We start from the raw sequence: 12,557 nt of genomic DNA, 5'->3' as shown, positions 1-12,557 counted from the left end.
TGGGCTGAGCGCTTATATTTTTATATTAAGGATAATAAATGACAATCAATTGGCCGTTAATTATCGTTTTGTTCTGCTTATCCATCCCAGGCGTTGTCATTGCAATAAAACGTTTAATTTACTTTTTGTTACCAGAAAATTCCGAAGAGCTAAAAAAACGGGCGAGTCGTTTTGCCATCTTGCAAACTTTATTTATGGTATTGGTCCTGTGCATTGCAGGTTCTGTATTATCTAACACTACGGGCTTACATGCCACAATACTCGAAGAACTTTTACAGGGTACTGTAGGAATAAATGCATTAATTCCTATTCTATTACCTACTGTTTTGTATGCTTTTTTGGGGTTGCTGGTGTTTTTAGTTCTTTATTATGGTGTTATTGCACGCATCATCGATGAAAAAAACATGGAAATCATGACGAATCTCCGCAAGGCTCTTGGCCTCGATGGCTGTGTTCTTTATGGAGGTGTAGTAGAAGAAATTATAGCACGATGGGGATTAATGAATCTTGCTACCTTTTTCGCCCTGCTCTTCACGAAACAATATCCTGTCTTAATCATTTGGATTTCAATTTTTATTAGTGGTTTAGTATTTGCAGTAAGCCAACTCCCAGCTTACCTTGCTGCTGGTTGCACCTCAAACCGACGCTTCATTTATTCTCTAATTGTACTTAGCCTTTACCAATCATTACTTTTTGGATATCTATTTTGGCAATATGGACTAATTGTCGCAATCTTGGCACATATGCTGTTCCATATAGGATGGTCCGTGTTTGATTATGTAAAAAAATAGTAAAGCCTACCCCTCTTAATCTTGCCTTAACCTTGATCTTTTATCCTACAAGGGAATGAGTCAAAGTTAGGGGTAGGATATGTCGTCAAGTAATGAATTTGCTGTGCTGGTAAATCAATTACACAGATCACCTAATGATCCTGTTTTAAAGCAAGCTGTAGTCCAACATTTACCTAAAATGATGGCCTTAGCCCAGGATAATCCTATGGCTTTATATCATTTAGCCCATATTTATCCACCAACATCTTCTCAGTACAAACAAACGATGCGCCAAGCTGCTAATTTGGGGTGTACTAATGCAATGTTGGTTATGTGCCAAATATTAGGAAATTCAACAGAGCCTGGCGATCTGAAAAAAGCAGCGCATTATGTAACGATGATTAATAAGTCTGATGATTCATACATCAAAGAACAGGCGCAATCGCTCGTGGGTGAATACCCTCAATTAGCAAGAGCATTACAAGAGCAAGCGAAGCCAAATTTAAGTTACAGTCACGCTCATCGATTCTTTACACCACAACAAGAAAAAGAAGAATCACTCGATCTGATGCAAGCTGTAGTGTGCAAAGCCTAATTATCGTATTCCAACATTTTAAAAAAACCGGAGCCTGGGTGAAACAAAGCAACCCAGGTAACAGTATTTTTTATATATTTTAGACATCTCTTCTTTTTTGCTGGAGACAAGCCTCTGCATCTTCTTTGATCCATCATCTGCTGTCATCCCTGCCTGCGCAGGGATGACAGCCTTTTAGACATCCGCTACAATTTTTTCAAACAATCAAAAAGCGAAAATTCTTTTGAATCTCATTTAAATCAAACTGATTCAAATACAAAGAAAAACTCATCCATGCACTTAATGCTGCCAAATCTTGAAATGGAGGTGGAAGATAAACAGGATTGGTTAAGACCCCACGCTCTTTTAATTCGGTGAGTAAAGGTAAATCATCCAGAACCAATTTCCCGGTAAATAATAAGGGAATAGAGTCAACATGCTTTCGACTGATTGCAAAACGAATGTAATTGTAAATTAATACAAAACCCTTAGCATAAGATAAATCTTTGGTAAAAGGTCCTCCCGTTGGTGTACTTCCCCTAAAGACACGTACTGATTGATTGTAACTGTCTTCTTCACTTAAACCACACTCCATAAAATAATTATAAATATCCAAGAAGTCAGCCCCTTGTGTGACCATGTCCAGAGCAATCACCCGATTGGTAATCTTTAACATGCGGCTGGGATATGAAGAAAACGTAACCACTTCCGTAATGACTGCCAAACCTTCTTGAATAACGCTACTGGAAGGTGAGCCTTTGGAGAGAAAAAAACAATTGGGTTGCATGGAACCATTCAAGGTAGTGCCAACGTGCACCCAACCTTCATGTACCTCCAGATAACGAAGATCACGATCACTAAACATAGCCTGTTGACTTAATTTAATGCTGTCCGCTCCAGCAGAAGCATCTGCGATCATATCGTCACTGACCATCACGGTTACTCTGCCAGGATGTTTATCAAAAAACTGTCCTAAACGTGCTTGCAAAATTTCTTGAGCCTGTTGTGGCGTATAACGTTTTACATCTGCGTCAGATTGCAATTGAACACTAAGGCCTGTTAACACATCAAAGAGTAAAGTCCCCATTTCGGACATACGTGGCCCGCCCGCATAAAATACATCGTTTGGGCTACCATACAATTCCATTGCTAATTCAGAAAATGCAGGAGTACCTCGCACAGCGAGCATTTGGGTCGCGCGACTGTATTCGTCACACTGACGGCGTATTAAACGAGTTAAGGTAGAATATTGTCCAAGCTGATTTTGAGTATCACGCAAAATAATACGAAACTCTTCTTGTTTGTCATGAACATCAAAAGGCAAAGGCTTTTTGCCGTAATAGTCTTTATCAACAGCCGGAAGCTTTTTGCCTTTATTCTTAAAAAATTCCTTTTTTATTGTCTCATCCCATTTGATACTATCAAGAATCCTGATCTTGCGTTGCGCCTCCACAATACGCTGCGATAATTCCTGTACAATAAGCAACTCAGCTGATTCTGATGGTGTCATAATAAACCCCTTATGATACAGGTGGAGCGATACTTACCTGTGCATTCTGATTCTGTTGAGGCAAATCATAAAAACTACTAATATTTGTTCTCGTTAATGGCGGTGGAACGTCTAATTGGGGACCATTACGACTACTCAGGTAAAGATGCTCACCATTACTGGCATAACGACTGCACCCAGAGAACAAAAGCACAAAAAAAACAATAAATCCCAACTTTTTCACTTAAATTAACTCCAAACTCTTCATTACCTTTTCCAATGGTTCATGATGTTCTTTAGATAAACGAGTTAACGGCATCCTTAGTTCATTCTCCATTAACCCCATTCTGCTTGCTGCCCATTTTATTGCAATCGGATTCGTTTCAACAAACAATAATTCATATAGAGGCATTAGCTGTTCGTTTAAACGTAAACTTAAAGCATGATCACCATCTAAAGCTGAGTCGCATAACTTAGCCATTAATTTGGCAACCACATTAGCCGCTGCGGAAATATTTCCCTTAGCTCCAGACAACATCCAGGATGCTGCGGTAAAATCATCGCCACTAAATACATCAATACTGCCTTCTGAAAGACGTAAAATTTGTTGTAAACGAGTCATCTGTCCCGTAGCGTCTTTTATTCCCACAATATTGGAAATCTTGGCAAGTCTGGCTACTGTTTCAGGCAACATATCACAAGCTGTTCGTGTTGGCACGTTATAAAGAATAATCGGCATGGCAACTGCCTTGGCTATTTGACTGTAATGCTGATACAAACCTTCTTGAGTAGGTCTGATATAAGCAGGAGTCATAATTAATGCAGCGTGAGCCCCAAGCTCCATTGCTTCCAGAGTTAGTTGAATGCAATCCCGTGTTGCATTCATGGCGGTACCTGCAATAACAGGAATTCGTTCTTTAGCTTGGTCTATCACTGTTTTGATAACCAACAGTTTCTCTTCATGAGATAAAGTACCTGATTCACCAGTAGAACCTGCCGCAACCAGAGCATGGCTACCCATTTCAATATGGAACTCAACCAACTCCCGTAAACACGGCACATCAACCTGATCATTTTTCATGGGAGTTAATAAAGCTACAATGCTTCCTTTAAACATAAGGTCCCCTCTTTTTATAATTCATATGTTAATACTACTGGAAAATGTAGGTCCGAGTAAAATCTGATATTTAAAAAAATGATCGTCAAAACAAATTATGATCATTTTTTTTACATTAAATATTTTTTTTGTACTAAAATCATAGTGAAGATGAAGCAACCAGGATTTTCTTGTTGTGAATATCTGCTTTATCAACGCAGGAATCCTGAAAACTATAAAAAGGAGTTCACTATGAAAAAAATTATCGCTCCCGTTTTTTTTGTTAGCTTATCGGCATTGATGCTCGGGGGTTGTACTGGTGCTCAAGTAGGTACTGCCGCGGGCGGTGCTGCAGGAGCGGGCATAGGATATGCTGCGACCGGAGGTAGTGCTGTAGGGACAATAATTGGTGCAGGAGCTGGGGCACTGATAGGAAATACAATCGGTCAACAGCAAGATAGACGATATTACTATCGTACGGGTTACTATGGTCCTTACTATCGTCCTTATTACTATTACTAATAGCAATACAAATAAATACACCCTTAACCGCAAAAGAGGTTAAGGGTTTTAAATTTTAATCAGTTAAGCCAAGCATATTTCATGTAAAAGAGAGAAGATAAAAAATCTTAGTGAAAATAGGCAATATCAAATTTCCATTGCTATACTTTTAAAAGAATTTTTAGATTAATCGTAAGCGATTGATCATTCACTCAAAATAATACAAGGACTGTTAATCATGCGTTTAAAAAACAAAGTAGCAATAATCACCGGAGCTGCCAGTGGAATAGGTAAAGAAATCGCTTTAGTCTATGCAAAAGAAGGTGCTAAAGTTGCTATTGCTGATCTCAATCTGGAGCAAGCCAAGAGTGCGGCTGAAGAAATCAAGTCAAAAGGTGGAGAGGCTATGGCGGTCGCCATGAACGTCACCGATGAAAAAGAAGTTGATAAAGGTGTGGATGATGTAGCTAAATACTTTGGTGGCGTTGACGTTATGGTCAGCAATGCAGGAATACAAATTATTAGCCCTGTAGAACAATTGGCTTTTTCTGATTGGAAAAAATTAATATCCATTCAGTTGGATGGCGCTTTTTTAACGACACGCGCTGCATTAAGACATATGTATGCCTCCGGTAAAGGAGGAAGTATTATTTATATGGGATCAGTCCACTCCAAAGAAGCCTCTAAACTGAAAGCGCCTTATGTCACAGCAAAGCATGGTTTGATTGGTCTATGTAAAGTAGTTGCCAAAGAAGGGGCAGCCCATAATGTACGAGCAAACGTCATTTGCCCAGGCTTCGTACGTACGCCTTTAGTTGATAAACAAATTCCTGAACAAGCTAAAGAGTTAGGAATCACTGAAGAACAAGTCATTAAGAATGTCATGCTTAAGGATACAGTTGACGGAGAGTTCACTACCACGGACGATGTGGCGCAAACTGCTTTATTTTTTGCTTCGTTTGAATCAAATGCCCTTACAGGTCAATCCTTAATCGTTAGTCATGGATGGTTCATGGAGTAAGTCCTATGGCTCGGACGAATAAAGCTAAACCCCAAAAACAGCGGCATCATCATATTGCTTGCAGCTTTCAAGGCGTAGGCGCTTTAGGCGCCTATCAAGTAGGTGTTTTGGATGCTCTTGATGAAGCAGGCTATGGCCCTAAAGGGGAACGAGATAATCCAGAGCTAATACTTTGTTGCCATATCGCTCATCAGCCTATCTTTATTAAACGGATCTCACTTTGTCTTACGGTCGTGTTGTTCAGGATTGTCATAAATAAAGGATTTAAACGATTTAAAAAAGGACTTGGAGATCGAATATAAATGTTAATTCTAATAGGCTATATAGTTATATTACTCTGTGTTTTTGGTGGATTCGCGCTCGCTGGAGGTCATCTTGCGGCGGTTTTTCAACCCATAGAATTGCTTATCATTGGTGGCGCAGCAATCGGATCGCTTATTGTTGCGAACAGTGCTACGGTATTAAAATCACTATTAAAAGCATTACCTAAAGTTTTTCGAGGTGAAAAATCAGTTAAGGAAAATTCCAGTGACCTATTAGGCCTATTATACAATCTGTTGAATAAGGCGCGCCAACATGGACTGATGTCATTAGAAACAGATATTGAAAACCCCGAAGAAAGTCCTATTTTTAATGCTTATCCTTCACTCATGAAAAACCATCATATCATTGAGTTCATTTGCGATTACTTAAGATTGATCATTACTTCGAACATACAACCTTTTCAACTCGAAGCGTTAATTGATATGGAAATTGAAACGCATCATGAAGAAGAAATGATCCCGGCAAATGCCTTAGCAAAACTCGCGGACGCTATGCCTGCTTTCGGTATTGTTGCTGCAGTTCTTGGCGTGGTTCATACGATGGAATCGATTAATTTACCGCCCCCCCAACTTGGAGTACTCATTGCTCATGCTCTTGTAGGAACCTTTTTAGGTATTTTAATTGGTTATGGATTTGTGGGGCCTGTAGCTTCAGCAATGGAACATCATGCCAATCAGACTCAATTGTTGCTGCACTGTATAAAAGCCACAATATTAGCGAGTCTGCACAATAATCCACCTATTATTGCTGTTGAATTTGGACGTAAAGTTTTGTTTTCTGCCCAACGACCTTCCTTCACCCAGCTCAATGAAGAAATTAAAAATTCCAAACCAGCGACTTCCTCATCCAGCTCTGGAGAAAACTCTGCTGCTGAGGCTACACCGAGCTAATGAGGTTACAGTATGAATGAAAACAGCGATAAAGGAAGAACTGGTCCAACCCCTATAATTCGAAAAATAAAAAGGAATAAGCACAAACTACATGGGGGATCATGGAAAATTGCTTTTGCAGATTTTGTTACAGCAATGATGGCTTTCTTTTTGTTAATGTGGTTGATTGCGTCACTCAATAAAGCACAAAAAGATGGTATTTCCGAATATTTTAAACAACCCATGAAAATAACTTTTTTTGGTGGTGAAAACGTGGGTAATCAGCAAATTAATCTTAAGGGTGGCGGACCTAATCTTAAAGATACCAATGGTCAAGTTTCTAAAACCGAGCTGGCATCTGCACCAAATAAAACACCCCAAAACATTCAGGTAATTCAATCAACTGAAAATGAGACACAAAAACTCGAAGAATTAAAATCAAAAATTAATTTAAGTATCCAACAAGATCCTTCTCTTTCTGGTTTAAAAAATCAATTAATCATGGAAGTAGTAAAAAATGGATTACGCATTCAATTAATCGATAATCAGAAAAAACCCATGTTTGACGTAGGTTCAGACAAACTTAACCCGGGGATGGAGCCGCTTTTTGCACAGATTGCTAATCTACTTAAGGGAGTTCCCAATAAAATTACCATTGAAGGACATACCGATGCCCATCCTTACCATAACCCAGATGAATTAGAATATACCAACTGGGAACTCTCCACCCAAAGAGCCAATGCTGCCCGGCGTGCTTTGATTAAAGCAGGTTTGGACCCCGATAAAGTGATTCGAGTATCCGGTTTTGGATCAACTTTACTTCTGAATACCAAAGATCCTTTCAGTCCTGAAAATCGACGAATCAGTATCATTGTCATTAAAAAAGGCTCTGAAAAAGAAGTGATGAAGAGTAAATAACAGCTGTATTGTAGCCTGGGTGCAGGCGAAGCCGTAACCCGGGTTTCTGGATAAACATCACGCTTCCATAACCCGGGCTACGCTTCGCTTCACCCAGGCTACAGATATCGATTTGCAACAAGAAGATCCTAAGCAGCAGAGGCGTTCAGCATCCATCGCGCTTTTTCATGAGCAGCAATACGTTCACTGAGTAAAGCCACCGTTCCTTCATCATCATGTTCCTGAGCAAGTTTAACTGCTTTGTTTAAATCTTTAACCAAAATCCCATGGTCCTGAGCCAACTCGCTCACCATTTGATTCGCATTAATATTGGAGTTGCCGTCTTGAATTGTTTTTAATTGATTCAATACAGTAAATGTAGCAGGAGCCTTATGACCCAAAATTAAAATTCGCTCCGCGATTTCATCCACAGCTTCCGCCAATGCTCTATATTGCATTTCAAACAATTCATGCAAGCTTTTAAACTGCGCACCCTTAACATGCCAGTGATAATTTTGTGTTTTAAGATATAAGGCATAGGTATCAGCCAAAACCACTTCCAACTTTTTAATTATTGCTTCCATCATTACTCCTGACTTTATAAATTCCCATAATTGTGGATGATACATTGCAAAAATTCCAGAGTCTGTTTACATTTCTATTACTTTGTGCAAACTGGCTCAAGTTAGTGAAATGTCAGATCCTATAAATAAAAAACCCGCCATGAAGGCGGGTTTTTAAAGGAGTCGGGAACGAGAGGGGCTTACATCATGCCGCCCATGCCTCCCATACCACCCATTCCGCCCATGCCGCCCATATCACCAGCAGCTTCATCTTTCTTTGGCAAATCAGCAATCATGCACTCAGTAGTCAGCATTAAACTTGCTACAGAAGCAGCATTTTGTAATGCCATACGAGTCACTTTGGTTGGATCCAAAATACCCATGTCAACCATGTCACCAAAATCACCAGTCGCAGCATTGAAACCGTAGTTGTCTTTGTTTTCAGAAACTTTGTTTACAATTACTGAAGCTTCATAACCAGCATTTGATACGATCTGACGCATTGGTGCTTCAATAGCACGACGTAAAATGTTGATACCCATGTTTTGGTCGTCATTGTCGCCTTTCAAAGAATCCAGAGCTTTTTGTGCACGAATTAAAGCAACACCACCACCTGCTACAATACCTTCTTCTACAGCAGCACGAGTAGCATGTAATGCATCTTCAACACGAGCTTTTTTCTCTTTCATTTCTACTTCAGTAGCCGCGCCAACTTTGATAACCGCAACACCACCAGAAAGTTTAGCAACACGCTCTTGTAATTTTTCACGATCATAATCAGAAGTAGTTTCTTCGATTTGAGCACGAATTTGAGTAATACGCGCATTGATTTCAGCGGCTTTACCTTCACCATCAATAATCGTAGTATTTTCTTTGGTTACTACGATGCGTTTTGCAGTACCCAAATCTTCTAAAGTAGCTTGCTCTAAGCTCTTACCAATTTCTTCAGAAATTACTTCGCCACGAGTCAGGATTGCGATGTCTTGCAACATTGCTTTACGACGATCACCAAAACCAGGAGCTTTAACAGCACATACTTTGACGATGCCACGCATGTTGTTAACAACTAGAGTCGCTAAAGCTTCACCTTCAACATCTTCAGCAATAATCAATAATGGACGGCCTGATTTTGCAACACCTTCCAATACAGACAACATGTCACGGATACTGGAGATTTTCTTGTCAACCAATAGGATGAATGGGTGCTCAAGCTCGCAAGTCATGCTTTGTTGATTGTTGATGAAGTATGGAGAAATATAACCACGATCAAACTGCATCCCTTCAACAACAGATAATTCATTTTCAAGACCATTACCGTCTTCAACAGTAATAACGCCTTCTTTACCTACTTTATCCATAGCGCTGGCAATAATAGAACCAATTGCTTCATCAGAATTAGCTGAAATAGTACCTACTTGAGCAATTGCTTTATTGTCTTTGCAAGGCTTAGACATTGATTGTAATTTTTTGGTGATTGCAGTCACTGCTTTGTCAATACCGCGTTTCAGATCCATAGGATTCATGCCAGCAGCAATTGCTTTATACCCTTCAACTACAATGGCACGAGCCAATACAGTAGCTGTAGTAGTACCATCTCCAGCAGTATCAGAAGTCTTGGAAGCAACTTCTTTAACCATTTGAGCGCCCATATTCATGAAGCGTTGGTCAAATTCGATTTCTTTAGCAACAGACACACCGTCTTTAGTTACAGTAGGTGCACCATAAGCTTTTTCTAATACTACATTTCGTCCACGTGGACCCATAGTTACTTGTACTGCATCTGCCAAGGCATTAACACCAGCCAACATTTGTAGACGCGCATCGTCACCAAAACGTAATTCTTTAGCCATTATCTCTCTCTCCTAATGAAACGATTACTTCTCAATTACACCCATGATGTCGTCTTCACGCATCACAACCACTTCTTTACCGTCGATTTTCACTTCGGTACCTGAGTATTTACCAAACAGAACGATATCACCCACTTTTACTGCTAAAGCACGAACGTCACCGTTGTCTAATATCTTACCAGCGCCAATAGCAATGATTTCACCGCGCATTGGTTTTTCAGTAGCGCTATCTGGAATAACAATACCACCCGCTGTGGTACGCTCTTCTTCCATACGACGAACAACAACTCGATCGTGTAAAGGACGAATTTTCATACTTTTATCTCCTGATTAATTAAACTTTAAAGTCAATTTGCAATGTTACTGACTGCCATATGGGGACAAAACAAAGAGTTTCAAGGGTAAAAATAAAAAAAATTTTAGTTTTAATTTTATTCACACTCCATGATGTTCTGATATAGTTACATATATGTATTTACTCCTCTGCATTATAAAGGGTTTCAGAATGAGAAAATGGTTTTTACTGTTATTTTGCTATATAACTGCCTTTGCTCTACATGCAAACCCACTTCCTGCTGCTGAAGTATTCCGTGTTAATGTAAACAAAATTGATCCTAATACTTTTGCTATCAATTTCCAGGTAAAGCCTAATTACTTTCTTTACAGTGATCGTATTAAATTAACAACAAACACGAACGATACAGTTCACTTAGGCCCTTTGCGCTTCCCACCTACAGAACAAAAAGTTGACAAACAAGGGCATAAGTATACTGTTTATCGCAACCAAGTTTCCATTCCTATTGGAGTTTTAGGGAATAAACCAGGAAAAGCCTTAATTGATTTGCATTACCAGGGATGTTCTGATGATGGTTTTTGTTATGCCCCAGAAACGAAAACAATTCAGCTCACCATAGATGAGAATTTGGCTTTAGCGCAAGTAAGTCTGGGGCAACCTTCGAGCACCCAGACAGCAGACCCTGAAGAATCACAAAATGACAGTGTCACTAAAATCTTTTTAAGCCACAATTGGTTCCTGATTCTGCTTACTTTTTATGGTTTTGGTTTGCTTTTATCATTCACCCCCTGCATTTTACCTATGGTTCCAGTTTTATCCGGGATTATTATTGGCCACGGTAAGGAAATTACAACAAGCAAAGCCTTTTTTCTCTCGTTGAGTTATGTGCTGAGCATGTCAATTACTTATTCAATCATCGGTGCAGTGGTTGCCTTGCTTGGAGCCAATCTGCAAATCAGTATGCAATCTACCTGGTCCATTGGTGTGTTTAGCCTGATTTTTATCCTATTAGCCATATCCATGTTTGGATTTTATGAATTCAAATTACCTCATTCTTGGCAGGCGAAAATACACGGTTCCAGCAATCGACGAGGCGGCCACTATCTTGGGGCTGCTATCATGGGTTGTTTATCTACTTTAATTCTTTCACCTTGCGTTACTGCCCCATTAATTGGAGTATTAACCTATATTGCCCAAAGTGGAAATGTTCTTTTAGGATGTCTGACATTGTTCGTTTTAGGCCTGGGGATGGGCACACCGTTACTTCTCATCGGTACTTCGGCAGGGAGATGGCTGCCGGAGACAGGCAGCTGGATGAACACCATCAAGGCACTGTTTGGCATTTTTTTTATTGCCGTTGCCATTGAGCTTGTTTCTCGAATAACACCCCCTTTAATCAGCATGATCTTGTGGGCGTGTTTACTCATTTTTTCTGGAATTTACAGTGGTGCTCTTACGTATTCTGCAACACATCGCGAAAAATTCAACCAAGGGGTGGGACTTATTTTACTGGTCTATGGTTTCTTGATTTTGGTAGGCGCCAGCATGGGTGCAACAAATCCCCTACAACCCTTAACAATCCAACCAGCAAGTGCAGCCCCTATCCAAACGCAGCAAAAACAGAACTTAAGCACAATAAAGCAAGCGATCGCAGATGCTCATGGCAAACCGGTAATGCTTGATTTTTATGCCGACTGGTGTACATCCTGCAAGGTGATGGAAGCAACTACATTTAAAGACCCTCGTGTACAAGAGGCCTTAGCACGTTTTAGCGTAATTAAAATTGATATCACACAAAATAATGCTGACAATAAAGCGCTACTTAATTATTTTCATGTTGTAGCCCCACCCACTTTTATATTTTTAGATGCTCAAGGCAATGAGCTCAGCAAGCTCAAACTGGTTGGGGAAATCTCTGCAAATAAATTTTTAAAAACTTTAAAGAAGATAGATTAAGGCTCGTATATTATTGCATCCGTTATTTCAATAATCTCTCTATTTTCTTTATCATAACTTGAAGAAAACAAAATAGTTTGCCATTCCTTAAGTGAGTAAATATCACGACCGGTTATCTGGGACATCTTAGCGACTCCATATTTTTATATTCATGTATTGCTTTTTTATAGTTTTAGGTAATTGATTTTCCTGAAAAAAGTACAATTATTTAACATTAGAAATAATTATGACTAATTGAGGTTTTTACGAAGCATATAACACAGAGTCTGCACAAGGTTAACACCCGGTTATACAGTACTTTGGCCACTCATCCTTTTGTAAGTTTTTCTTAAGATGATTATTTTATAAATTT

Annotated in this window: 15 protein-coding genes; 8 read left to right on the top strand and 7 right to left on the bottom strand. The window is 39.5% G+C overall.

Annotated elements, in window-relative coordinates:
• Positions 1-38: 38 nt before the first annotated feature.
• On the top strand, positions 39-791 hold the full coding sequence (locus tag Lani_RS10330) for a CPBP family glutamic-type intramembrane protease (protein ID WP_019234822.1): 753 nt from the start codon (positions 39-41) through the stop codon (positions 789-791).
• Between the two features lie 79 nt (positions 792-870).
• Positions 871-1,365 carry a hypothetical protein gene (locus Lani_RS10325; RefSeq protein WP_019234821.1) on the top strand — a complete coding sequence of 165 codons (495 nt, stop codon included), beginning with the start codon at positions 871-873 and terminating at the stop codon, positions 1,363-1,365.
• A gap of 196 nt (positions 1,366-1,561) precedes the next feature.
• Here Lani_RS10325 and Lani_RS10320 read toward each other — a convergent pair whose 3' ends face one another.
• Genes Lani_RS10320 through dapA form a run of 3 tightly spaced genes read right to left on the bottom strand, consistent with a single transcriptional unit; the run spans position 1,562 to position 3,950 of the window.
• Positions 1,562-2,854, bottom strand: coding sequence for a flavohemoglobin expression-modulating QEGLA motif protein (locus tag Lani_RS10320; protein WP_019234819.1), 1,293 nt, complete (start codon positions 2,852-2,854; stop codon positions 1,562-1,564).
• 10 nt (positions 2,855-2,864) lie between these two features.
• Positions 2,865-3,077, bottom strand: coding sequence for a hypothetical protein (locus Lani_RS10315; protein ID WP_019234818.1), 213 nt, complete (start codon positions 3,075-3,077; stop codon positions 2,865-2,867).
• On the bottom strand, positions 3,078-3,950 hold the full coding sequence (dapA, locus tag Lani_RS10310) for a 4-hydroxy-tetrahydrodipicolinate synthase (RefSeq protein ID WP_019234817.1): 873 nt from the start codon (positions 3,948-3,950) through the stop codon (positions 3,078-3,080).
• 231 nt (positions 3,951-4,181) lie between these two features.
• Between dapA and Lani_RS10305 the strand changes: the two genes are divergently transcribed.
• From Lani_RS10305 to motB, 5 genes are all read left to right on the top strand, one after another.
• Entirely contained in the window at positions 4,182-4,451 is a 270-nt protein-coding gene (locus tag Lani_RS10305; protein WP_019234816.1) for a glycine zipper domain-containing protein, read from the top strand.
• A gap of 217 nt (positions 4,452-4,668) precedes the next feature.
• Complete coding sequence (locus tag Lani_RS10300) at positions 4,669-5,451, top strand: 3-hydroxybutyrate dehydrogenase (protein WP_019234815.1); 783 nt, start codon at positions 4,669-4,671, stop codon at positions 5,449-5,451.
• Positions 5,452-5,456: 5 nt separating this feature from the next.
• Positions 5,457-5,753 carry a hypothetical protein gene (locus tag Lani_RS21175; RefSeq protein WP_019234814.1) on the top strand — a complete coding sequence of 99 codons (297 nt, stop codon included), beginning with the start codon at positions 5,457-5,459 and terminating at the stop codon, positions 5,751-5,753.
• Positions 5,754-6,665, top strand: coding sequence for a flagellar motor stator protein MotA (gene motA, locus Lani_RS10290; protein ID WP_019234813.1), 912 nt, complete (start codon positions 5,754-5,756; stop codon positions 6,663-6,665).
• A gap of 12 nt (positions 6,666-6,677) precedes the next feature.
• Positions 6,678-7,562 (top strand): flagellar motor protein MotB, encoded by an 885-nt coding sequence (gene motB, locus Lani_RS10285; RefSeq protein WP_019234812.1) that lies wholly within the window; start codon positions 6,678-6,680, stop codon positions 7,560-7,562.
• A gap of 128 nt (positions 7,563-7,690) precedes the next feature.
• Here motB and Lani_RS10280 read toward each other — a convergent pair whose 3' ends face one another.
• The 3 genes from Lani_RS10280 to groES all read right to left on the bottom strand — a co-directional run bounded on the left by Lani_RS10280 (position 7,691) and on the right by groES (position 10,269).
• On the bottom strand, positions 7,691-8,125 hold the full coding sequence (locus Lani_RS10280) for a Dps family protein (protein WP_019234811.1): 435 nt from the start codon (positions 8,123-8,125) through the stop codon (positions 7,691-7,693).
• 179 nt (positions 8,126-8,304) lie between these two features.
• Positions 8,305-9,954, bottom strand: coding sequence for a chaperonin GroEL (groL, locus tag Lani_RS10275; protein WP_019234810.1), 1,650 nt, complete (start codon positions 9,952-9,954; stop codon positions 8,305-8,307).
• A 24-nt stretch (positions 9,955-9,978) separates the two neighbouring features.
• Positions 9,979-10,269 carry a co-chaperone GroES gene (gene groES, locus Lani_RS10270; RefSeq protein WP_019234809.1) on the bottom strand — a complete coding sequence of 97 codons (291 nt, stop codon included), beginning with the start codon at positions 10,267-10,269 and terminating at the stop codon, positions 9,979-9,981.
• 190 nt (positions 10,270-10,459) lie between these two features.
• On the opposite strand from groES, the gene dsbD reads away from it, so the two are divergent.
• Entirely contained in the window at positions 10,460-12,205 is a 1,746-nt protein-coding gene (gene dsbD, locus Lani_RS10265; RefSeq protein WP_019234808.1) for a protein-disulfide reductase DsbD, read from the top strand.
• Here the strand turns inward: dsbD and Lani_RS21030 are convergent.
• Entirely contained in the window at positions 12,202-12,330 is a 129-nt protein-coding gene (locus Lani_RS21030) for a hypothetical protein (RefSeq protein WP_019234807.1), read from the bottom strand. The genes dsbD and Lani_RS21030 overlap by 4 nt on opposite strands.
• Positions 12,331-12,557: the final 227 nt, after the last annotated feature.

It is taken from the genome of Legionella anisa (genome assembly GCF_001467525.1).
Classification (GTDB): domain Bacteria; phylum Pseudomonadota; class Gammaproteobacteria; order Legionellales; family Legionellaceae; genus Legionella; species Legionella anisa.
This window is presented reverse-complemented; position numbering and strand designations above follow the sequence as displayed.